The organism is Longicatena sp., from assembly GCF_982403165.1.
In genome coordinates, this window is record NZ_CEVYEL010000019.1 from 1 (window position 1) to 22,577 (window position 22,577).

The following is a 22,577-nucleotide window of genomic DNA, read 5'->3' on the forward strand; positions in this document are numbered from 1 at the left end:
TATATCGGCATTTACCAACTTATGAAAAGATAATCAGAAATTTAGTAAGTTTTTCTTATAACAGGTGTTGTCGAAGGTTGTATCCAGCAGGATCATGTAACAATTGAGCAAAAAGATACATACTCAGGAGATGTGAAATCCTTATGAAAAAAATTTTAATCACCGGAAGTAATGGTTTTATCGGTCGGCAGCTATGCGCAGCACTTGCTAAGGAATATGAAATTTTCGGTATTAATAGAACGCAAAGTGCGCAGTTGGATGAACAGCATGGTTTTATTTGTGAGCTTAGTGATTTTACTTCTATACATACGATATTTAATAGAATCCAACCGGATATCGTTATTCATTTAGCTGCACTTGTTCATAAAAATCATGCGGATACCTCAAAAGCGAACTATGATTTTATCAATTATGAATGTGCATGTAATATTTTTGATGAATGCATACAGAGAAACTGTAAATTAATTTTTTCCTCAACGATTGAAGTCTATGGAAATCATCAGCAGACATTGGTGAAGGAAAGTACAGTGTGTTCTCCTAAGAGTTATTATGCTATCGCAAAATATAAAGCAGAGGAATATTTACGTACGCATAGCGATCAGTTAACTTATGCCATTTTACGATTTGCTCCTGTTTATGGCGAAGCGTTTACCTTGAACATTGATAAACGAATATTATTAAAACCAATACCATTGGCTTATTATTTTAAAAATGGGGAATATCAATTTCATTTTTGTTCAGTAAATAACATTATAACGTTTGTGACGTTTTTAATTGAAAAAGATACCTATGGAAATACAATTTATAATCTTAGTGATAAAAAGGCAGTGAGTGCGAAAGAATTAATTACCTTTTATAAAGCGCAAGGCTGGTGTAAATATCATATTCGAATGCCTTATTTGTTATGTGAAGCAATGATCTTGTTTCTTGGTGTTTTTTATAAAGTAATGAAAAAAAAGGATGTCTTTCTATCCATTAGAAATTTTGAAAAGTTATTTTCTTCGACAATTTACAGCAATCAGAAAGCAGATACCTTATGCCCTTTACCTGGTAGTATTGAGGATATTGTCAAAGGTAGGAAATCATGAAAATCTTAATTGTAAGTCAGTATTTCTGGCCGGAGCATTTTCGCATTAACGATCTGGCAATAACTTTACAACAGTTAGGCAATGAGGTCAGTGTTTTAACCGGACTGCCTAATTATCCCAAAGGACATTATTATCAAGGGTATAGTAAAACAAAGAACAATGATGAAAAGTGGCAGAATATTTCCATATATCGTTGCAATATGCGACCAAGAGGACAAGGCAGCCTACAACTTGTGCGCAATTATCTAAGCTATGCTTACCAAGCGATAAAGAAAAGTAAAATACTTGAAGAACAAAACTTTGATCTGTTGTATGTATTTGGCGTATCACCACTTACCTCAGCATTGCCCGCTATTTATTTGAAGAAAAAATGGAAGATCCCGATTATCTTAAATGTACAAGATTTATGGCCGGAATATGTAACAGCTATTACCGGTTTAAAAAATTCGCTTTGTGTCTGCATATTAGATAAACTAATGCGTTATATTTATCGTTCTTGTGATAAGATCTTAATTTCCTCAAAAAGCTATGAGCAAAGTATTCAAAGATATTTGGGGACAAGCAGTGATAAGATCATGTTTTGGCCGCAATACGCTACGGTGGAAAAGGTTGCAAAAAGCAAGGTATTGTTTGATGAGATGGCGTTTCATATTGTTTTTACCGGAAATATCGGTGAAGCGCAAGGATTGGATATCGCTATAGAAACAGCTGATATGCTCAAAGATTTCCATGTGCAATGGCATTTCATCGGTACCGGAAGATATATGACGAAATTAGTAGCGATGGTGAAGCAGCGGAAATTAGAAAAGTGTGTAATTTTCCATGGTTGGATACCAGAAACACAAGTACCTCAATATTTAGCGAGTGCAGATGCTGCTTTATTAATTTTAAAGGATGATGATGTATTTAAGATGGCGTTACCGGCGAAATTGCAGACGTATATGGCATGTGGAGTCCCCATCGTGGGTTGTGTTAAAGGAGAAAGTAAACGTATTCTTTTAGAAGCAGAAGCAGGAATCGTGACAGATGAAATCAGTGCTGCTGGTTTAGCAAGTGTATGCAAACAATTCTTAACATGTCCCAAGGAACGTTATGATCGTTTATGCAAGAATGCACTAGCATATGGAAAGGCGCATTTTGATAAACAAGTCTTGATTGAGCAATTAATAAAAGAAATGAGGGTGTTAAAAGATGAGCATATTTAAAGATAAGGTGTTGTTAATAACGGGAGGTACAGGCTCCTTTGGCAATGCGGTCTTAAAAAGATTTATTGAAACGGATATCAAAGAAATACGTGTATTTAGCAGAGATGAATTAAAACAAGATGATATGCGTCATGAATATCAAGCAAAGTATCCTGTGCTTTTTCATAAATTGCGGTTTTATATCGGTGATGTTCGTGACATTGATTCTATTCGCAATGCCATGCATGGTGTTGATTTCGTCTTTCATGCGGCAGCGCTTAAGCAAGTGCCTTCCTGTGAATTCTTTCCGTTAGAGGCTGTGAAAACAAATATCATAGGTACAGATAATGTGTTAAGTGCAGCAATTGAGTATCAAGTGAAACGAGTGGTCTGCTTAAGCACAGATAAAGCAGCCTATCCCGTGAATGCCATGGGCACAAGTAAAGCGATGATGGAAAAAGTGATTACGGCGAAAAGTCGCATCGTGGATCCACGTAAAACAAGTATCATGTGTACACGATATGGGAATGTATTAGCTTCTCGAGGATCGGTAGTACCATTATTTATCAAGCAGATCAAAGAAGGTCGGCCATTGACGTTAACCAATCCCAATATGACAAGGTTTTTAATGACTTTAGAAGAAGCGGTTGATTTGGTGCTTTTTGCTTTCAATCATGGTGAAAGTGGCGATATTTTTGTGCAAAAGGCACCTGCGTGTACCATAAAAGTATTAACAGAGGCATTAAAAGAATTATTCCATGCCGATAATGCTATCAAAATCATTGGCATCCGCCATGGGGAAAAGATGTATGAAACACTATTAACGGATGAGGAATGTACAAGTGCGATTGATTTGGGTAATTTCTATCGTGTTCCAGTAGATAAGCGGGATTTGAATTATGACAAGTTTTATACGGGCAGTAATGAACATGTTCGCATATCCCATTTTAATTCCGATACGACAGTTCTTATGGATACTGAGGAAGTAAAAGCCAAGCTATTGGAAGTGGCTTATGTACAACAAGAGTTGCGTACTTGGGAGCATCAATACGCATGAACATTTTAATAACCGGATCGCATGGTTTTATTGCCCGAAATTTAATACATGTATTACAAAGTAAAGAACTGTCGTTTTTACAACCACTGAAGTTGTATACCTATGATCGCCGTGATGCGATAGAAGACTTAAAAGAATACTTGACGGATTGTGATTTCATCATTCATTTAGCCGGTGTCAATCGACCACAGAAAGCACAAGAATATGAAGAAGGGAATAAAGGATTCACACAGTTTATTTGTGATGAATTAATCCAGCATAGGAATACATGTCCCATTTTAATGACCTCATCGATTCAGGCAGTGCTAGATAATGATTATGGAAGAAGCAAACGTGCAGCTGAAAATTGCTTAAGATCGCTATGGCAAAAAAACGGTAATAAAATTTATCTATATCGTCTGCCGAATGTATATGGGAAATGGTGCCGCCCTGATTACAACAGTGTCGTAGCAACTTGGTGTTACCACCTTGCTAGAAATCAGGATATTCAGATTCACGATGAACAAAAGGAAATCACGCTTTGTTATATTGATGATGTCATCACGGAAATACTGAATTGTCTGCAAGGAAAGGCAACGGTTGCAGATGAATCTGATTTCTATAAGGTAGAACCAACAACGAGGTGTCGTTTATCGGAATTAAGAAATATCTTATATTCCTTTAAAAATGAGCAGCAGAATCTTACATTGCCTAATCAAACGGCATTTGTTAAAAAGCTATATGCCACCTATTTGTCTTATCTGCCGCAAGAAAACTTATCGTATTCTTTAACAATGCATCAGGATGCGCGAGGCAGCTTTACCGAGATGTTTCATATGGATACTTATGGACAAGTGAGTGTAAATGTTTTGCATCCGGGTATTGTAAAAGGAAATCATTGGCATATGAGCAAAAATGAAAAATATGTTGTTGTCGCCGGCGAAGGAAATGTTAAATTGCGCAATCTTTATAACGATGATCATAAGCTTCTTACCTATCATCTTTCGGCGAACAAAATGGAAGTAGTGGATATACCACCGGGGTATTTACATTGTATTGAAAATACGGGAACACAGGATATGGTAGTAATTATTTGGGCAAATGAAGTATTTGATGAAACTTATCCGGATACCTATTATAAGGAGGTGTGAACACCCTTATGAAAAAATTAAAATTGATGACAATCGTTGGTACCAGACCGGAAATCATACGATTATCAGAAATCATCAAAACATGTGATTTATACTTTGAACAAATCCTTGTACACACCGGGCAGAATTATGACTATCAACTGAATCAGATTTTTTTCAAGGATTTGCAGCTGCGGGCACCGGATTTTTACTTAAATGCCGCAAAAGATGAAGTTGGTGAGACAATCGGCAGCATTATTGCAAAAAGCTATCATCTAATGGCAAATGTTCGTCCCGATGCAGTGCTGGTGCTGGGAGATACCAATAGTTGCTTAAGTGTGATCGCGGCGAAACGCTTGCATATCCCGATTTTTCATCTAGAAGCTGGAAACCGCTGTTTTGATGAACGATTGCCAGAGGAGACGAATCGTCGTATCGTAGATCATATTGCAGATGTAAATTTGTGTTATAGCGAACATGCCAGAAGATATCTCTTGGCGGAAGGAGTAGCAAAAGACAGAGTGTTTGTAACAGGATCTCCAATGGCTGAAGTTCTTACGAAGAATCTAACGCAAATCCGTGAATCAAAGATTCTTAAAGAACTTGGTTTAGTAAAGCAACAATATATTTTGTTATCCGCGCATCGGGAAGAGAATATCGATCATGAAGAAGCTTTTTATGATGTATTTACGGCAATCAATGCCTTAGCAGATATGTACAATGTGCCTATTATATATTCTTGTCATCCAAGGGCAGAAAAGTTTATTAGGGAAAGGAATTTTTCTTTTGATGAACGTGTCCGTATTCATAAGCCATTAGGTTTTCATGATTACAATCAATTACAGATACAGGCATTGGCTGTTGTAAGTGATTCTGGAACACTTCCTGAAGAAGCTGCCTTTTTCTCATCCATCGATTTAGGATTTCCGGCTGTTTGCATACGTACTAGTACCGAGCGCCCTGAGGCGATGGAAAAAGGAAATTTCATTCTTGCCGGTATCCAAAAGGAAGAGGTATTACAGGCGGTTGCCTTAGCAATACAATTAGAAAAGCATCATGAAAAAAGCTTGCCTGTTTATGATTATATTGAGCCAATCAGTGGAAAAGTCGTAAGAATCCTTCAATCCTATACTTCCATCATAAATAAAACCGTATGGAAAAAATAGTTTTCGTGAATACCGTATGCTATGGCAGTACAGGAAGGATATGCAAGACATTGTATACAATGGCACAGCAAAAAGGGTATAGCTGTTACATGGCTTATGGCAGAGGCAAGGCAGAGGCAACTTATAAAACAATAAAAATAGGAACGATCTTTGATGTTTTATGGCATGTGGGAAAGGCACGCTTTTTAGGAAAAAATGGTTTTGGCAGCTATTTTGCGACCAAACGCTTTATTAAAAAGCTCGAACGGCTACAGCCGGATATTCTTCATTTGCATAATCTGCATGGCTATTATCTGAATTTACCACTATTTTGTGCATATTTAAAACGTCATCCGGAAATAAAAAAAATTTGGACATTACATGATTGTTGGAGCTTTACAGGGAATTGTGCACACTACAATGGTCATGGCTGTATGCAATGGCAATCACAATGTCGTCAATGTCAGCATCATGATGGCTATCCTAAGACAATAAGGAGCGATATGACACGCAGCTTTCAGAAAAAGAAAGCATGTTTTACCGGCATAGAAAATCTCATCTTGATTACTCCTTCCGATTGGCTTTTGCAGCAAGTGCAAGCTTCCTTTCTACAAGCATATCCAATCTATACCATTCATAATGGAATTGACTTACAAGTATTTTCTCCAAGGAAGACCGCGATGGATAAAAAAACGAAAACGATTCTTGGGGTTGCTGGGAAATGGACTGCTGCAAAAGGGTTTGATGATTTTATCGCTTTGGCAAAGCACATTCTAGATGCATATCAAATCGTTATGATTGGGTTAACGAAACAACAGCTGCATCAATTGCCATCCAATATCAAAGGATATAAAGAAACACACGATGTGAAAGAGCTTGTTTCCTGGTATCAGCAAAGCTATGTCTTTTTCAATCCAACATATGAGGATACTTACCCAAGTGTTAATCTTGAAGCGCAGGCATGTGGCTGCCCAATTGTTAGTTATGATGTGGGCGGATGTAAAGAAACCTTGTGTAAAGGAAGCTATGTTGTACATAACGTAAACGAATTCTTGAAGCTTTTAAAGGAAAAGCCATTGCAGCGTATACAATTGCTTCCAGAAGAAAAGGCTCATTTGGATAAGAATAGAGCGTTTCTTGCGTATATTACCTTATACGAAGGACGGTTACATGAAGATGGGAAGGATACCATATGAGAATTGCATATTTAATATTGGCACATACAGATGTCAAACAATTGAATCGATTGTTAAAACAGTTATGTGAAATGCAGGATGTGTATTTGCATGTGGATCAAAAGGCTGATTTCTCCATCGATGAAATAAATGACTATTCATCCTTATATATCCTTACACAACGCACAAGGTGCTATTGGGGAGATATCAGCTTAGTAGAAGCTACCTTATTACTGTATCGTGCCGCATTACAGAAAAAATATGATCGCTATGTTTTATTATCCGGACAAGATTATCCATTGTATGCACAAAAAGATTTGCAGACTTATTTTGCAAAGCATGCCGATGTAGAGTTTATCAGAGGATTTGCAATCACGGATAAGAACCAAGATTATTTTAAGATTCAGCAACGACATTTTATGAAGCCTTTTTTCCATAACAAAAAAACGGATAGATTTCTTCATCACCTGTTACGTTATGGTATTACAAAGAATCGTCTGTTTTATAAAAAAACGGACTTAATTCTACAAGGACAAACTTATACGGTGTATGGTGGAGGACAATGGCACGCGTTAACGCATGCGTTTGCAAGCTATATGATGGATTTGATTGATACCCAGCCAAAGTTATTAACATATTTTCAAACTTCATATGCACCGGATGAAATGTTGTTTCAAACGATCCTCTTTAATTCACCTTTTCGTGATCATACGTTTAAAAAAGGTGTTGAAGCGGCTTATGTTGATGATATCCATCGGTGGACAGCTTTGCATGTGATGAAAATCAATGCATATGGTGAAGTCTCGCCATATAGTAATGACGATTACGCATATCTTAAAGCAAGTGAGGCATTATTCTTTCGCAAAGCAGTTAGTGGAATCAGTGATACCTTGATAGATCGATTAGAAGAGGAGTTTTATGCAGCAAGCATATGAGCAACGAAATCAGTACTTTGATTTCATAAGAGGAATCGGTTGTTATCTGGTCTTTTTTGCACATGTCTGTATCCTACATCTGGATTTTGTGATGAACTCTGTTTTCTTACATACCCTTTTCAATGCGATTGTCTATGCAATACCGATTTTTATTATCATATCGGGAAAGCTGATGTTGCGAAGAGCGTATAGCTATCGCGAAATATCTAAGAAAATCATGCATTTTATCGCTTTGATTGCGTTTTGGAATTTCTTATATGCCATAGTTGTCTATTGGCAACAAGGGATTCTTACTATCTTACAAATGACATTGCTACAGATGATAAAAGATGTATGGCAGGGGAGTTATTATTATCAATTTTGGTTTTTATATCTCTTGATGTTTTTATACAGTATCACCCCATTACTATATCGCTTATATACCACGCACAAAAAACGTTATCTTCAAGTAGTTATGTGGTTGGGGGTACTGTGTATCTTAGTTGATAGTATTAATTTGGGATGTGAAATACAAGGATATGCTTGCATAATGCGAATACCACAAATATTGCGAATGTGGATATGGCTATTTTATTTTATGCTTGGTGGCTGCTTATCGGATGTTTGTCAAAGGATGGAAAGGTGCATGATCGTAACGAAAAGTAAGGTCTTGCTAAGTGTGTTTATTACGCTTTTTCTGCTATTGATAGCAAGTGAGCGAATAGACACTTGTATGCCTGAAATGTTTTATGGTTCGATACTGGTCATATGCAGTCTTTGCCTTTGCTTTACGTATCGGCAGCAAGCTGCTTTACAATTGCATAGGTCATTGCATATCGCAACTTATTTTATAGGAATCTATATCCTGCAATTGCCATTATTAACGATGACATCTCCATTATTTCAGTTCATATTGCAATGGCCTTTCAGCACGATATGGTATTTTCTTTTCAGTAATTTCGTATTTGTTGTGCTTGTAGTGGTATGTAAGGTTTTATATAAAAATAAATACTTGCGTGAAACTTTGCGTTAATAGGGAAGGAGGATGAAAAAATGGAGATATCAGTCATTGTACCAATGTACAATTCTGAAAGCACGATAAAAGCTTGTGTAGAATCAATCTTACAACAACAAGGTGTTGCGGAAATTTTACTTTGTGATGATGGTTCTACGGATAATACGGCACAACTATGTCAACACTTAGCGACATTATACCCATGCATACAGTATTTGTCTTGTCCACACCAAGGCCCTTCAGCTGCTCGTAACATCGGCCTGCAACATGCAAAAGGTAAGCTTATTTCTTTCATTGATTCAGATGATACGATTGATAAACACATGTATGAAGAAATGTCGAAACAATTTCACAAGGACGTAGATTTAGTCATGTGTTCCTATGAGTTATCTTTTCGTAATATTAAACAACCGATGTTGTTTCCGTTTCCACAAGAACAGCAGGAATACACACATGAAAAGGTTATGCAGGAAATTGTTCCTGCTATGGTATCGGAATATTCAATAACGAATACACGACAGAAGATTATCATAGGAAGTGTGTGTCGGTGTTTATTTCGTAAGGAGCTCATTCAGAAAAAACAGCTCACGTTTGATACCGCTGTGCGGTTTACAGAAGATTTACAATTTTTGGTGGATTACATTTTACAATGCCGAACTGTCGTTTTTATGAATCAGCCGTTTTATCATTATCAAAAAACCAGACGGACGACGACGCAAAGCTATATGCCTCATTATTTTACAGATATGGTGCATAGTCATGAGCTATTGCTAGAGAAGATCACGTTGCATCAGCCTGCTTTGGCAAAGCAATTAAAAAAGAGTTTTGCTTATCGCAGGCTCATGAATTACTATGAGGAAATCGTGAATCAAAGTAAAGTCGATGCAAAGGCCTCCTTTTGGAAACGTAGAGCCTATCTAAAGCAGGTTTTTAAAGACTATCATATACAAGAGGAACTTTCTTTATTTCATCTTGAGGAACTATTCAGTATTCCCCGAAAATATCGCAAAGGATTTTATCAGGGACATGTCACACTCATGTTCGCTGAACAATGCATAAGAAATAGAATAAAATGGATTTTATATGCCACAGAAAGGAAAAAGAGATGAAGTTTGATTATGTAATCGTAGGTGCAGGGATTGCCGGTTTGTGTATGGCAGAACGTATTACAAATGTTTTGCATAAAGAGGTTTTGATTATTGAAAAAAGATCACATATAGGTGGCAATCTATATGATTGCTATGATGAGAATGGGCTTCTCATACAAGCCTATGGACCGCATATCTTTCATACAAATGATGCATCTGTATTTTCTTACTTAAGTACATTTACCACTTGGCATGAATATCAACATAAAGTGCTTTCTTATGTAAATGGCGAATATGTTCCATTTCCTGTAAATCTATGTACACTTAGCCAAATATTTCATGAGCCGTTTACGAAAGAAAAAGCACAACAATATTTTCAAAAGGTACAACAGGATCCTCAATCTTGCAAAACTTTTGAGGATATAGCAATAGCCAGTGTGGGAGCTGATTTATATGAGATGTTTTATAAACACTATACGGAAAAGCAATGGGGTATGCCATGCAAAGAATTGGATGCTTCCATCTTTTCAAGAATACCGATTCGTCTGAATAATGATCAACGTTATTTTTCTGATCGTTACCAGGGAATTCCCAAAGCCGGCTTTACAGCCATGATGAAGCGAATGTTAAATGCGAAAATGCATATTCTTCTGAATACAGATTATCAACAGATTAAAGATGAAATATCCTATGAAAAACTAATCTATACAGGACCATTGGATGCCTATTATGATTATTGTTATGGGCACCTTCCTTATCGTTGTTTACGTTTTGCTTTTGAAACACATGATACCCCATCGTATCAACAAGCAGCGGTAATCAATTATCCCAATGATTATGATTACACACGTATCACCGAATTTAAAAAGCTGACGGGCCAAGAACATAAGCACACGGTCATACTGAAAGAGTTTCCCGTGCAAGAGGGAATCCAATGTTATCCGATCTTACAACCTAAAATAAATGCGATATTAGCACAATACCAGAGATTGGCAGAACAGGAAAAGGATGTTATTTTTTTAGGACGATTAGCAAATTTTAAATACTATAACATAGATCAGATCGTAGCTGAGGCATGCAAATGTTTTGCTCAGCTGTGTGAGAAAAGCGATGCATAAAAGATTAATTAGCAATTATATTTATAACACCCTTTATCAAATTCTGATTATTTTCCTTCCTTTGTTGACGACCCCTTATCTGGCAAGAGTTTTTGGTGCTGAAGGAATAGGAAGTTTAAGCTATGTACAATCGATTAGCTCATATTTTATTTTATTTGGAACATTAGGAACCGGGTTGTATGGACAAAGAGAAATCGCTTATTATCAAAATAAACAAGAAGCGCGTTCGCAAGTCTTTTTAGAAATACTGATTATTCGCTGTCTAATGCTGATGGTAAGCATCATAGTATACGTATTGTATTTGCGACAGGTACAGGAATTACAGTTTTTGTTTTTACTGCAGATGATTGAAATTATCGCGAATGTGTTTGATATTTCTTGGTATTATCAAGGAATGGAAGATTTTCGCTATATCACATTTCGTAATATAGCCGTAAAGCTCATCGGAGCAATTTGTATCTTTACATTTATCAGAAGGAAAGCTGATATGTGGCTGTATATCGTATGTTTGGGGATGGTTGGACTCATCGCTAATCTATCTTTATGGTTAGCCTTACATAAAACGATGCAGTTATCAAATATTACAAAGCTTCATTTAAAACGTCATCTTTTTCCTATTTTCATGGTATTTTTACCTCAGATTGCCATGCAGATCTACACCTTATTCGATAGGACCATGTTAGGGTATTTATCTACCTATGCGCAAACCGGATATTATGATCAGACACAGAAAATCATTCGTCTGATTCTCATCTTTATCACATCCCTTGGCACGGTCATGATGCCACGCATTGCAAGTATTCAGGCAGAAGATAAGGACGACAAGATTCTTCATTATCTTTATATATCCTATAAATTTGCATTGTTATTAGCAATGCCTGCGATTTTTCTATTGCTGTGCATTGCCAATCGTTTTATCCCATGGTTTTTAGGACCATCTTATGATGCGGCAATCAGCTTATTAAAATGGAGTACACCTTTGCTGTTGCTGATTGGCTTAAATAATGTTACCGGCATGCAATACTTAATATCTACAAGAAGACAAAATGCATTTACATGCACGGTAGTGTTAGGAGCTGTTTTAAATTTTATCATGAATGCCTTACTGATACCGCAATTTGCTGCCAAAGGGGCAATTCTTTCAAGTGTCTGTGCAGAGTTTTTGATTACCGCAGTGCAATTTTATATCGTTCGCAAGAAGATAGCATTTCGCAAAGTTTTCAGAGAATGCGTTCATTATGGTTTATGTGCCGGCATTATGTTTCTTTGCATCATTTGGATCAACGTTTTGGATATTCCCATCATCCTTTATATGGTATTGGTGGGGGTTATGGCGAGTGTTTCTTATGGAATAGCTTTATATATAAGCAAGGACACCTTATTTGGCAATATGTTACACTTCTTGTCGCAAAAGCTGGGTAGGTGTAAAAAGGAGGTCTGATGGATATGAATTGGCGTAATTTTCGGTTTATCCAATATTTAAAGCATATCAAAAAGTTGTATCAGAAACATCAGCGTTTATTTGAAAGAGAAAACGATTTGCTGTTTTTATGCAAGGCTTTCTTAAAAACAAGAATCGTGATGAGAAGTGATGATGCAGCAAAAGACTTCCAAAATTTATGCCAAAAAGCATCCTTTCACAAACAAGGGTGTTATCAATATTTTTATTATTATATAAATCCCTATCTATCCTTAAGCCAGCGACATCATGTGTTTAGTAATATCACGATTGCATATGAAAAATTCATTCAAAATAGTTTTCAAGCCTTGTTAGCAGAAGGCGAGAACTTACCCAATACATCATTTAAAAAACAGCAAAACTGCGTGTTATTAGCTATCATGACACAAATTGAAACAATCAGCACAAAGCTTCATGCTATGCAACGTTTTGATTTGCAGCAGCTGTTTGCCGAAATGGCGCAGGGTAAAGCTAGACATTTACAAGATGGGATGCAAAGAATATTGTTTTTGAATCAGATGCTTTGGCAAAGCGGTCATGAATTGGTTGGATTGGGACGCTTTGATGCATTGTTGTTTCAATTATATGAGCAGGATTTACAGACTGGGTATATCACAGAAGAAAAAGCAAAGTCTATGCTTTTGGAGTTTTGTCATATTTTACATCAAGATTATTGGTTTAAAAGCAGTGAGTTATTAGGGGATACGGGGCAAATTTTGATTCTTGGTGGAAAAGATCTCCAAGCGAATACGGCCTTTACGAAGCTTATCTTACAAGTTTTTGAAAAATATGATAAACCAGAGCCAAAGCTGTTGTATCGATATACCCAAACCTGCCCTAATGTCATAAAGGAACAAATTTTTAGGGTTCTAAAAAAGGGGAATGGATCGCCTTTGCTAAGTAATGACGATGTTATTCTAACTTGTTTGCAACAAGCAGGTATTGCACAAGTTGATGCTTTGCATTATGGAACATCCGCTTGTTGGGAACCTTTGCTTATCGGAAAAGATAGTTCGCAAAATAATACATCGATTCTGAATTTCCTTGTTCCTATCGTAAAACTTATGAACGATGATCTTTTGACGATAGAAGAAGTCTATCAACGATATTTTAGTTACTTAAAGGAAGAAATTTTAAGAATTTGTCAGGCTTCAAAAGCATTGGTATATGAAAAAGATGCATTTTTATCTTTATGTATTGATGGTTGTTGGCAGTCTGTAAAGGATGTTGCAGAAGGTGGTGCCTGTTACCATAACACCGGTATTACCACGGTGGCTATGGGCAATGCGATAAATGCTCTTTTCAATATTGAAGAATTCGTGTATAAGAAAAAACTTTTCACGCTTGCTCAATTGCAAATGTATTTAGAAGATGCAGAATATGGAGAACAATTTCGCTATTTTCTGCAACAAAAAGGTGTTTTTGGTGATGATGAACAGAAAACGATGATTTCACGCATCAATCAAATAACGGCCTATGCAGCACAAGTATTTGCCGAAGAAAAAAATCAATGGGGCGGTCATTTTGTTTTTGGTCTTAGTTCTCCAGGCTATGTAAGTAGTGCTGCTACCTTTCCTGCAACGGCGGATGGGCGCGCATATGGAGAGCCTTTCATGACACATATTTCCGGAATCGCAGGCAGAGCTTATACGTCATTATTAAATTTTGCGGCAAAACTACATTATGATCATGGCAGGTGCAATGGTAATGTGGTAGATATCATGATGAATCCTCAATTATTGAATAATTTCGAAGATAAATGTCGGACACTGTTGTTTTGTGCCTTGGATCAGGGAATCTTTCAATTGCAAATGAATGTATTACAAAAAGATGTTTTACTGGATGCACAGCAACATCCTAATAAGCATGCAGATTTGATTGTTCGCGTATGGGGATTCAGTGCGTATTTCATTGATTTACCAAAAAGCTATCAGGATATTGTCATAAGGAGGTGTGAAGAATATGAAACTGTGTATCACTGACATACAACGCTTTTGCCTTCATGATGGTCCTGGTATACGTACGACGATATTTTTAAAGGGATGTCAATTGCGATGTCCTTGGTGCTGTAATCCGGAAACACAATCGCTGCAAGAACAAATGGCCATCGATATGGATAACTGTTTCTATCCAATTTGCCCCAGTCGTAAGTCAAATGCTGTTTGTCTAGCTATGCGTTCAATTGGAAAAAGGATCGATGTGCAAGAATGTCTTGCGGCCTGCTTGCAAGATCGAAAGTATTATCAAGCTGATGGAGGTGTCACCTTTAGTGGTGGTGAGCCATTGTTACAAGCAGATGTTTTGATAGGTGTCATGCAAGCCTTAAAAAAAGAACAAATAACGATTTGTGTGGAAACCTCATTATATGCTTCGCTAAAACAGTTGCAATTGCTGCTTCCCTATGTGGATACATGGTATGTGGATTTAAAGAGTTTAGAACCTGCCTGCATCAGTAAGCTAAAAGGGAATTTAAATGAGTATATAACAAATCTAAATTACTTAACTGCTCAGCAAAAACATATCATCCTACGGATTCCGTTAGTAAAACCTTACACGTTCACAAATGCCAATTTGGAAGCTATCAAACGGTTTTTACCCAATTACCAATTTGAAAAGATTGAACTATTTTCAATACATAAGTTAGCGACAAAGAAATATCAAGTATTGGGAATGACGCAACCTGCATATGAAGGTGTATCTGAGGAAGAGTTACAAACATTTGCACAAGCAATTGCGCAAAAGGATCAAGTGATTGAGGTGATGCGTATATGAGGGTATTACATGTCGTATCTGTATTGCAAAGCGGTGGCATTGAAACCATGCTTTATCGCTATCTTCACTATATGAAGGACAGGGATATCACTTTTGAAATTATGACGCATGATGAGAATGAGCAAGGTATGCTTTATCAACGATTTTTACAATTAGGTATTCGTATATATCGCATTCCCTCCAAACATACTTCGTTAAGAAAAAATCTGGTTGCCATGAATAACATTATCGCCCACGGTGCGTATGATGTCATTCATGTTCATCAAGGCTATCTGTCATGTTTCCCTTTACTGATTGCACGTTTCCATAACGTTCCTTTGCGTATTACCCATGCGCACTCCACCTACGCTTTGACAACACAACGACCAAATCTCATGATTCGCCTGATGAAATTTCTGAATGTGCATATGGCAAATGATTATTATGCGACAGGGCCAACGTGTGGAGAGTTGTTGTATGGCAAAAAACGTTGGAAAGAACATGGGTTTCTTATGTACAATGCCATGTCTCTTTCTGATTTTCAATTTGATGAAGCCACACGTATCCAATATCGCCGTCATTATCAGTTACAGCACAAAAGGGTATTGCTTGTAATTTCACGTTTATCCAAAGAGAAAAACATCGCCTTCACTATTCGTCTAATGAAGTTGTTAGATGACCAATATCATTTGGTCATTGTCGGTGAGGGGGAACAAAAAGCAGCGTTGACATCTTTGACTATGTCATTAGGTTTACAAGAGCAAATTACATTCCTTGGGCAACGAAATGATGTTTGTGCCTTACTCGATATGTCTGACATCCTATTGGTGCCTTCCTTCTATGAGGGTTTTTGTATATCGGCAATTGAAGCACAAATCAATGGATTGCAAGTTATTTTATCAGATACGATTCCTCAGGAAACCGATATCACACATACTTGCCTGCGAGCATCCATTCAAAGCAAGGAAGAATGGGCTGAAAAAATTATGAACTTGCCTCGTATGTGCAGACATAACAACGATAAAATGGTGTTTCGTGAATTGTCAATTGAGACAGCGGCTGTATCTTATGAACGTAGGCTGAAGGAGATGATAAAATGAACATATATCAGTTAGAGGATTATGATGTGCAAGGTGTTGATGCGGGCAGTAAAGCGCGTATTGATGTATGTCAGATTCTGCATGAACAAGGCATCGAAGCCCTTTTGCATCATTATGAAAAAAGTCGGATGAAACGATTATTAGAAAGCATTAAACTGACTTTTATTAAGAAAAAGGACAAGCGTTTGATTGTCCAATATCCCATCAGTAGATGGAATCAGAAAATCTTAAGACGCAGCAAAGGACAAGGAATTATCTATTTGATCCATGATTTGCAATCCATACGTTGTGGGCGTTTGCTGCAAGAAGATCTGCAAAACTTTACGTCAATGGATACACTGATTGTTCATAATAGCGTGATGGCAAAACTGATCAGACAAACTGGATTTCAAGGGAACATCATAGAACTTATGGTATTTGATTATCTAAGCAATCCCATACCTTGGCAACAAAGAAAGCTGACAAAGGAAATTGTCTATGCGGGCAATTTAGAAAAAAGTCATTTTATATCGCAATTGCATCATTTGGACAATCTTATTTTTCGTTTATATGGAAGATATATAAAGGCAAATCAGAGCAGACATATTTTATATGAAGGAGCATATCCGGCGAATACATTACCGGCTGCTTTAAAGGGAAGCTTTGGACTCATTTGGGATGGTGATGATTTAAATGGCTGTCGTGGGTTAAATGGAGAATATATGCGTTATAATAATCCACATAAATTATCCTTATATATCGTTTCATTATTGCCAATTATAACATGGTCAAAAGCGGCAATCGCACCATTTGTAATACAGCACAACATTGGTTTTGTCGTAGATAGTTTAACGGAAATAGAAGGTCGAATCCTAACGATGCATTCATCAACCTATCAGCTATATGTAGATAATCTTTTACGTTTACGTGATAAGCTGCTTATGGGAATGTATACAAAGCAAGCAATAACAAAGGCTTTGCACGTGTATGAATAACAGTTTCCAGAAATTGATGCATTTTATAAACAAACTGTTCTTTCTTAGTATTGCATGCATCAGTTTTACGCCTATTCTATTGCATAACACATCGTATATGTTCATGATTGGTCTGCTGCTGTTATGGTTTGTGACAGCCTTCTTGCACGATGCAACTTATTTTTTGACTTTTCGTCTCATGCATCTGCTTCTGCTTTTTTGGATCTTTTATTTAATGTTATTACAAATCTTACACATCTCAGATAATAATATCGGAAATTTGTATACTTGTCTGACCTTTTGGCTATGTATAATTTTTTATGATTATTATCGCAATCATATGCAAATGGCAGAAAAAAATACATGCAAAAGAGTGCTCTATGGAATTCTGATTATCAATATGTTCAGTAATTTCATTCAACTCATCCAAGATCCATATCTATCAAAATATGTAACAGGTGGTCAATTTGCAGGTAACGTCACACAATTAAATATTTTTACCACCACGGAGCTATTAGGGGAAATCGTCTTATGTCTGTTATTCTTACATCGTTACTTAACGATCAAAACACGCATTCGTTATTTACATTTGCTTCTTGCTCTATGTACCTATTTTACCATTATTCTGTCTTCCTCTATGATATCAATCATCATATGTACATGTAGTTTGATAGGCATGCTGTTATATTATTTGAGACAGCGAAATGAACAACTTTTTCTATGTATATTGGCTATCTTTGGCATACTGCTTCTCTATTTTGTGATAAATTCCGATGCGATCATGAATGGCTGCAATGCTTTAGTTTCTTCAATACCGGATGAGATGATCAAGAAACGTGGTTTAGAAATCCTACATATGTTGGATAATCAATTTCAATCAGAAATCACGATGTCTGGTCGTCTTACACTGTATCAAGACAGCTTGCATACTTTCATTACCCATCCCTTCTTTGGCATAGGAAGACATCACAGCAATGTTCAAGGGCTCATTAGCTTACATAGTCAAATATTAGACGATTTTGCATACTATGGCGGTATCGGTGTGACCTTTTATATATTGAGCATCCGTTGCTTTTTAAAGCAGATACGATATCGTAGCATGCAGAAGGGAGCCTGTATCATATGCATGCTTGCCATTGGCTTTTTCTCATTAATGAACCCAATATTAAGCGTGGCAAATGGGTTGATTATCTTCGTATTATTGCCTTTAGAAATAGAAACAGGGCACCATCGTATTAAGCTGCCTAAAAAATTTTTAGCGGATATAAAAGATATCCTGCAGCAACGTCAATACTATTTGCAAACCATTATGCTTATAGCGGTGATGATCTTTGCAAGTCAATATAAAATAAGTGATGATTATTATGGTGATGTGGCATATTATTTGCAAAATGAAATCAGTCCTAATGCTTCAGTGAATGCAAATACGATTCTTGTCAATCAGGGGTTATTAACAGATTATAGCTATATGATCAATAGTGATGACGCTCATATGGAGATAGCGGAAAAGATGCATGTGAAAACGGTCAAATATCATGCAAAAAGTAGCGGAAGTGTTTTACATATATCGATTCAAGCTGAAAAGCAACAGGATGTCTTAAAAATAGACAAGCGTATTGAAAAACGCATCTTGCAGGATTTTAAAAAGCATAATAAAACATTGTATAAAATTAATGAAGAAGTAGCAAAGCATCAAGAGACCACCCAAGAGAGCATAGTTCGTTATCTCTTATGTGCCCTAAGTTCCTCTTTCCTCATCTTGCTTGTTTTCTACATACGAAAGCGCCAGCACAATACATTTCAATCAAAGGATGAAGTTGAAGATTTGACTGGTTTTGTTGTTTTAACGCAAATCGCGTATCAGAAAGATATAGAGGTGTAATAAATGGATGAAAAAGAAATAAAGCTTCGCTTAAATGATTTAATCGGGATATTTAAAAAGCATTACAAAGTCATTCTCTTTTGTACTTTGCTGTGTATGGTGTTTTTAATGGTCGTTTCTTTGTGTATATTGCCAAAGAAGTATGCGAGTGATTCCAATATATATTTAAAACCAAAGACAACCTCGGAAGGAATTATTGATAATCAAACCGTCATTACGAATCGTAATTTGGTAAAAGATTATGAAAAAATCTTGCAGGGGACAACCGTCTTGTCACAGGTAGATAAAAAGCTGCATTTGGCGGATGGTACATGTAGCAAAGCTATCCAAACAAATGTCGAAGATAATTCCAATATCATCACCATAAGGGCAAATAGTGAGGACCCGTATTTATCCCAAAACATTGTGAAAGAGACCATTGCTGTTTTTACACAAGAAATGATGAAAATCAGTGAAATAGATAACATCACAGTAATTGATAAAGCTACCTTACAAACGCATTATATTTCGCCAAACATTAAATTGAATAGTATTGCAGGCGGTATTTTTGGCTTTGCTTTATCCTATATTTATTTCATCTTGGTATTTTTGCTTGATAATCGCATTAAATCCAGTGATCAGGCGGAAGAATATTTTGGTTATCCGGTGTTGGGAAGTATTCCTTTTGTCGATGAATTAAACCAAGAGAATCATCCAAGAAAAAGCATCAAAAGGAGGGTCAAAGCATATGTCAAAAAATAAAAATACCTATAAATTTGATAACATGGAAGCATTTCGTAAATTGAAAACGAACATCGAGTTTTCCGCAGTAGAAAAACCGATCAAAGTTGTTAATATTACGTCTTCCTGTGCGAATGAAGGAAAATCAACAGTGGCTTTTCATCTTGCGCAAGTGTATGCGGCAAAGTATAAGAAGGTATTGGTCATCGATTGCGATTTACGCAGACCGAAAATGCATCGTTATTTTCAAATCAGTAATCAAGTAGGCTTATCTGATTTGCTGGTGTTTATCGATAAACAGCCGGATTTAAGCACTTATATTCAAGAAGTTACAGTAACGGATTGTGAGAATGCTATTTCCGTTTTGACATCTGGAAGTAAAGTGCCAAATCCTCAAGAATTGTTAGGATCATCCAAATTCAAGAAGCTGCTGCAGGCTTTATCCAAACAATATGATTTCATCATTTTGGACTGTCCTCCTATCAGTATGATCAGTGATACTTTTTATGTAAGTAATGTCAGTGATGGAACTATTTTTGTCATATCCATGAAAGATACAAAAAAAGACATAGCACTATCTTCGATACGGCAATTAGAACGCAGCCGATCAAAGATATTAGGAATTGTTTTAACAAAAACACAAAATTTATCATCCTATGATTACTATTACACCTATGAATAATCAAATAGCTGTATGGCAAATGAATCTAAAGAGTGCTTATTGCAAGATATCATCCTGTCTATACAAGCTAAGAAAATGGAGAACCTTATGAAAGAACTATATGTGGTAGAACAAGATGTCGTACATGCCCTAGAGCGTATTGAGGCTGAACAAAACGATTCGTATTATGATATATGGCACTTTGAAATTGATCGAAAAGCAATCAGTAAACAAATACTCATATGTCGTTTTGAAGATTTCTTTCGTATATGGGAAATGTTAACTACAAAGAGTATTGAGAAAAGTGTGCGTTTTATCCTGCGTCAGGATGAGAATGAACGATATTGGATGGTGGTGGAGGATAAGGAGTTGCTTTTATCCGTGTATGAACGTCTGTCTAAGTTGAGGAAAAGTGCATTTTATCAGAAATTGGTTAAAAAACCCGGATATCGCTATACAACAGGGTATGAAAGTGATATTAAAGAAACATTAAAGCGTATGAAAACAGCAATAGGTCAAGCCATTGCCATGGATGGATCCCTTTTTATGCTGATTCAACGATTTTAAGTTGTAAGCTCATCGCCAACATAGAAACTACGATGTTAAAAAAGGAAGTTTTAAACGTGCATGGATGCGTTTGTAACTTCCTTTTACATTTTGCTATACTGGAAACGATATGCTGAACAAAAGTCAATTTTATTTTAAAGAATGCTTAGGTTTTTTCAACCGTGCTTCTTGCACACAGATCATTCATCAATTGTTGTGCCGCTCGACCACTCATACCGCCATGACTCAATTCCCATTTACGTGCTTCGGCAAGCAATTCTTCTTCTGTCAAAGTAATTTCAGGATAATGTTTTGCCAATTCTTTTACAATGTGGAAATAATTTTTCTGATTTGGGCGCTCATAACAGATACTTAAACCAAAGCGAGCAACCAAGGATAGTTTTTCCTGCATGGTATCACTGTGATGCAGCTCATCTTGACTCATATCACTGCGATCGCCCCATGTTTCCCGAATGAGATGACGTCGGTTGCTAGTGGCATAAATGAGTACATTATCTGGCTTAGTTTCGACACCGCCTTCAATCACGGCTTTTAAAAACTTATATTCAATTTCGAACTCTTCAAAAGACAAATCATCCATATAAATGATAAAACGGTAATTACGATTCTTAATCTGTGAGATAATGGCCGATAGATTTTGGAACTGATGCTTATAAATCTCAATCATGCGTAATCCATCTTTGTAAAATTCATTGACGATTGCCTTAATGGATGTGGATTTACCGGTACCGCTGTCACCATATAATAATACATTATTCGCATTACGTCCTTCCACAAAAGCTTTTGTATTATCCACAAGCAACTGTTTCTGAAGCTCATAGCCGATGAGATCATCTAGATATACATTTTCCATATTATTGATTGGTAAGAACTTTACACTGCCATCAATATTGGGTTGTATACGAAAGGCTTTATTCAGACCAAACATACCGACGCCGTATTGGGCGTAAAAGTCGGTAATGATGTGAAAGATATCTTCTTCATCTTTGGCTTGTTCAATTTGTTTACTGATCTTGCGGACCATTTCAGAGACATTTTTATTATACATGCGTTCTTTTTTTTCAATGGCATGATACTGGGTGATGATGGTGAAACAATCGATTTGCAGGGTTTCTTCCATTTTTGAAAAATCATAATCAAACAAGTTTTTAAAGATTTTAAAATCATTTTTCGCGAAATGATTCACACTCCCTTGTTGAGCACCTCGTTTTTCACTGACTAAAGAAAAAGAATTTTCATTCATCAGTAATAGGTATGTCAGATAATTATGCCATAAATTATCATCAAAGCCATAACTCGTTGAAAGATCCAAAAGAGCTTTGATTTGTACATAGATACGTTCAATTAAGACACTTTCCTTATTCTGTCCTTCATCAAAATCACGACAAATTTCACATAACTGTTGAAAGATACTGTCATTTCCAAAATTGCGATATAAAACTAGCTTAGCACTTTCTTTATACATAGGCACGCCTCACTTCCTGAATTGTCTTTATTATACCGAAGAGAAAGTGTTTTGAAAAGAAAATGAATAAATAAAATATAATTTTCATGAATTACTGTAAATAATTTACAGTTTTATTGAAAATAT

20 protein-coding genes are annotated in these 22,577 nt (G+C 36.4%); 19 read left to right on the forward strand and 1 reads right to left on the reverse strand.

The window, feature by feature from the left end; all coding sequences use genetic code 11:
- Positions 1 to 143: 143 nt before the first annotated feature.
- From AC1VS3_RS05825 to AC1VS3_RS05915, 19 genes are all read left to right on the forward strand, one after another.
- Complete coding sequence (locus tag AC1VS3_RS05825) at positions 144 to 1,088, forward strand: NAD-dependent epimerase/dehydratase family protein (RefSeq protein ID WP_120173387.1); 945 nt, start codon at positions 144 to 146, stop codon at positions 1,086 to 1,088.
- Positions 1,085 to 2,293: a glycosyltransferase family 4 protein gene (locus AC1VS3_RS05830; RefSeq protein WP_120173388.1), complete on the forward strand. Its 1,209-nt coding sequence runs from the start codon at positions 1,085 to 1,087 to the stop codon at positions 2,291 to 2,293. Before AC1VS3_RS05825 ends, AC1VS3_RS05830 begins: the two co-directional genes overlap by 4 nt.
- On the forward strand, positions 2,280 to 3,329 hold the full coding sequence (locus AC1VS3_RS05835) for a polysaccharide biosynthesis protein (protein WP_008687830.1): 1,050 nt from the start codon (positions 2,280 to 2,282) through the stop codon (positions 3,327 to 3,329). The genes AC1VS3_RS05830 and AC1VS3_RS05835 overlap by 14 nt, the downstream gene beginning before the upstream one ends.
- Positions 3,326 to 4,459 carry a polysaccharide biosynthesis C-terminal domain-containing protein gene (locus AC1VS3_RS05840; RefSeq protein ID WP_119983597.1) on the forward strand — a complete coding sequence of 378 codons (1,134 nt, stop codon included), beginning with the start codon at positions 3,326 to 3,328 and terminating at the stop codon, positions 4,457 to 4,459. The genes AC1VS3_RS05835 and AC1VS3_RS05840 overlap by 4 nt, the downstream gene beginning before the upstream one ends.
- Before the next feature lie 8 nt (positions 4,460 to 4,467).
- Positions 4,468 to 5,604, forward strand: coding sequence for a non-hydrolyzing UDP-N-acetylglucosamine 2-epimerase (gene wecB / locus AC1VS3_RS05845; protein WP_020990823.1), 1,137 nt, complete (start codon positions 4,468 to 4,470; stop codon positions 5,602 to 5,604).
- Complete coding sequence (locus AC1VS3_RS05850; protein ID WP_119983596.1) at positions 5,592 to 6,779, forward strand: glycosyltransferase; 1,188 nt, start codon at positions 5,592 to 5,594, stop codon at positions 6,777 to 6,779. Before wecB ends, AC1VS3_RS05850 begins: the two co-directional genes overlap by 13 nt.
- Positions 6,776 to 7,693, forward strand: coding sequence for a beta-1,6-N-acetylglucosaminyltransferase (locus tag AC1VS3_RS05855; protein WP_119983595.1), 918 nt, complete (start codon positions 6,776 to 6,778; stop codon positions 7,691 to 7,693). Before AC1VS3_RS05850 ends, AC1VS3_RS05855 begins: the two co-directional genes overlap by 4 nt.
- Positions 7,677 to 8,705, forward strand: a complete 1,029-nt coding sequence (locus tag AC1VS3_RS05860; protein WP_008687838.1) for an acyltransferase family protein — start codon at positions 7,677 to 7,679, stop codon at positions 8,703 to 8,705. The genes AC1VS3_RS05855 and AC1VS3_RS05860 overlap by 17 nt, the downstream gene beginning before the upstream one ends.
- 20 nt (positions 8,706 to 8,725) lie before the next feature.
- A complete protein-coding gene (locus AC1VS3_RS05865; protein WP_008687839.1) occupies positions 8,726 to 9,796 on the forward strand; it encodes a glycosyltransferase family 2 protein in 1,071 nt (356 codons plus the stop codon).
- Positions 9,793 to 10,893: a UDP-galactopyranose mutase gene (gene glf / locus AC1VS3_RS05870; protein ID WP_008687840.1), complete on the forward strand. Its 1,101-nt coding sequence runs from the start codon at positions 9,793 to 9,795 to the stop codon at positions 10,891 to 10,893. The genes AC1VS3_RS05865 and glf overlap by 4 nt, the downstream gene beginning before the upstream one ends.
- Positions 10,886 to 12,334, forward strand: a complete 1,449-nt coding sequence (locus AC1VS3_RS05875) for a flippase (RefSeq protein ID WP_017144671.1) — start codon at positions 10,886 to 10,888, stop codon at positions 12,332 to 12,334. Before glf ends, AC1VS3_RS05875 begins: the two co-directional genes overlap by 8 nt.
- Before the next feature lie 5 nt (positions 12,335 to 12,339).
- Positions 12,340 to 14,334 (forward strand): pyruvate formate lyase family protein, encoded by a 1,995-nt coding sequence (locus tag AC1VS3_RS05880; RefSeq protein ID WP_270355322.1) that lies wholly within the window; start codon positions 12,340 to 12,342, stop codon positions 14,332 to 14,334.
- Entirely contained in the window at positions 14,315 to 15,124 is an 810-nt protein-coding gene (locus tag AC1VS3_RS05885) for a 4Fe-4S cluster-binding domain-containing protein (protein WP_119983593.1), read from the forward strand. Before AC1VS3_RS05880 ends, AC1VS3_RS05885 begins: the two co-directional genes overlap by 20 nt.
- Entirely contained in the window at positions 15,121 to 16,203 is a 1,083-nt protein-coding gene (locus tag AC1VS3_RS05890) for a glycosyltransferase (protein WP_119983592.1), read from the forward strand. Before AC1VS3_RS05885 ends, AC1VS3_RS05890 begins: the two co-directional genes overlap by 4 nt.
- A complete protein-coding gene (locus AC1VS3_RS05895) occupies positions 16,200 to 17,177 on the forward strand; it encodes a glycosyltransferase (protein WP_119983591.1) in 978 nt (325 codons plus the stop codon). Before AC1VS3_RS05890 ends, AC1VS3_RS05895 begins: the two co-directional genes overlap by 4 nt.
- Before the next feature lie 214 nt (positions 17,178 to 17,391).
- Positions 17,392 to 19,038: an O-antigen ligase family protein gene (locus AC1VS3_RS05900; protein WP_230326933.1), complete on the forward strand. Its 1,647-nt coding sequence runs from the start codon at positions 17,392 to 17,394 to the stop codon at positions 19,036 to 19,038.
- A 3-nt stretch (positions 19,039 to 19,041) separates the two neighbouring features.
- Positions 19,042 to 19,779 carry a YveK family protein gene (locus AC1VS3_RS05905; protein ID WP_119983589.1) on the forward strand — a complete coding sequence of 246 codons (738 nt, stop codon included), beginning with the start codon at positions 19,042 to 19,044 and terminating at the stop codon, positions 19,777 to 19,779.
- Entirely contained in the window at positions 19,766 to 20,440 is a 675-nt protein-coding gene (locus AC1VS3_RS05910) for a CpsD/CapB family tyrosine-protein kinase (protein WP_008687848.1), read from the forward strand. Before AC1VS3_RS05905 ends, AC1VS3_RS05910 begins: the two co-directional genes overlap by 14 nt.
- Positions 20,441 to 20,527: 87 nt before the next feature.
- Positions 20,528 to 20,986: a hypothetical protein gene (locus AC1VS3_RS05915; protein ID WP_008687849.1), complete on the forward strand. Its 459-nt coding sequence runs from the start codon at positions 20,528 to 20,530 to the stop codon at positions 20,984 to 20,986.
- A 145-nt stretch (positions 20,987 to 21,131) separates the two neighbouring features.
- Here AC1VS3_RS05915 and AC1VS3_RS05920 read toward each other — a convergent pair whose 3' ends face one another.
- On the reverse strand, positions 21,132 to 22,451 hold the full coding sequence (locus AC1VS3_RS05920) for an ATP-binding protein (RefSeq protein ID WP_119983588.1): 1,320 nt from the start codon (positions 22,449 to 22,451) through the stop codon (positions 21,132 to 21,134).
- Positions 22,452 to 22,577 lie beyond the last annotated feature (126 nt).

Bases quoted from the DNA above. Each gene is read 5' to 3' on its own strand.
- AC1VS3_RS05855 (WP_119983595.1), top strand. From the start codon at position 6,776: ATGAGAATTGCATATTTAATATTGGCACATACAGATGTCAAACAATTG.
- AC1VS3_RS05885 (WP_119983593.1), top strand. From the start codon at position 14,315: ATGAAACTGTGTATCACTGACATACAACGCTTTTGCCTTCATGATGGT.
- AC1VS3_RS05915 (WP_008687849.1), top strand. From the start codon at position 20,528: ATGAAAGAACTATATGTGGTAGAACAAGATGTCGTACATGCCCTAGAG.
- AC1VS3_RS05875 (WP_017144671.1), top strand. From the start codon at position 10,886: ATGCATAAAAGATTAATTAGCAATTATATTTATAACACCCTTTATCAA.
- AC1VS3_RS05840 (WP_119983597.1), top strand. From the start codon at position 3,326: ATGAACATTTTAATAACCGGATCGCATGGTTTTATTGCCCGAAATTTA.
- AC1VS3_RS05860 (WP_008687838.1), top strand. From the start codon at position 7,677: ATGCAGCAAGCATATGAGCAACGAAATCAGTACTTTGATTTCATAAGA.
- AC1VS3_RS05910 (WP_008687848.1), top strand. From the start codon at position 19,766: ATGTCAAAAAATAAAAATACCTATAAATTTGATAACATGGAAGCATTT.
- AC1VS3_RS05865 (WP_008687839.1), top strand. From the start codon at position 8,726: ATGGAGATATCAGTCATTGTACCAATGTACAATTCTGAAAGCACGATA.
- AC1VS3_RS05850 (WP_119983596.1), top strand. From the start codon at position 5,592: ATGGAAAAAATAGTTTTCGTGAATACCGTATGCTATGGCAGTACAGGA.
- AC1VS3_RS05920 (WP_119983588.1), bottom strand. From the start codon at position 22,451: ATGTATAAAGAAAGTGCTAAGCTAGTTTTATATCGCAATTTTGGAAAT.
- wecB (WP_020990823.1), top strand. From the start codon at position 4,468: ATGAAAAAATTAAAATTGATGACAATCGTTGGTACCAGACCGGAAATC.
- AC1VS3_RS05835 (WP_008687830.1), top strand. From the start codon at position 2,280: ATGAGCATATTTAAAGATAAGGTGTTGTTAATAACGGGAGGTACAGGC.
- AC1VS3_RS05905 (WP_119983589.1), top strand. From the start codon at position 19,042: ATGGATGAAAAAGAAATAAAGCTTCGCTTAAATGATTTAATCGGGATA.
- AC1VS3_RS05825 (WP_120173387.1), top strand. From the start codon at position 144: ATGAAAAAAATTTTAATCACCGGAAGTAATGGTTTTATCGGTCGGCAG.
- AC1VS3_RS05900 (WP_230326933.1), top strand. From the start codon at position 17,392: ATGTTATTACAAATCTTACACATCTCAGATAATAATATCGGAAATTTG.
- AC1VS3_RS05830 (WP_120173388.1), top strand. From the start codon at position 1,085: ATGAAAATCTTAATTGTAAGTCAGTATTTCTGGCCGGAGCATTTTCGC.
- AC1VS3_RS05880 (WP_270355322.1), top strand. From the start codon at position 12,340: ATGAATTGGCGTAATTTTCGGTTTATCCAATATTTAAAGCATATCAAA.
- glf (WP_008687840.1), top strand. From the start codon at position 9,793: ATGAAGTTTGATTATGTAATCGTAGGTGCAGGGATTGCCGGTTTGTGT.
- AC1VS3_RS05890 (WP_119983592.1), top strand. From the start codon at position 15,121: ATGAGGGTATTACATGTCGTATCTGTATTGCAAAGCGGTGGCATTGAA.
- AC1VS3_RS05895 (WP_119983591.1), top strand. From the start codon at position 16,200: ATGAACATATATCAGTTAGAGGATTATGATGTGCAAGGTGTTGATGCG.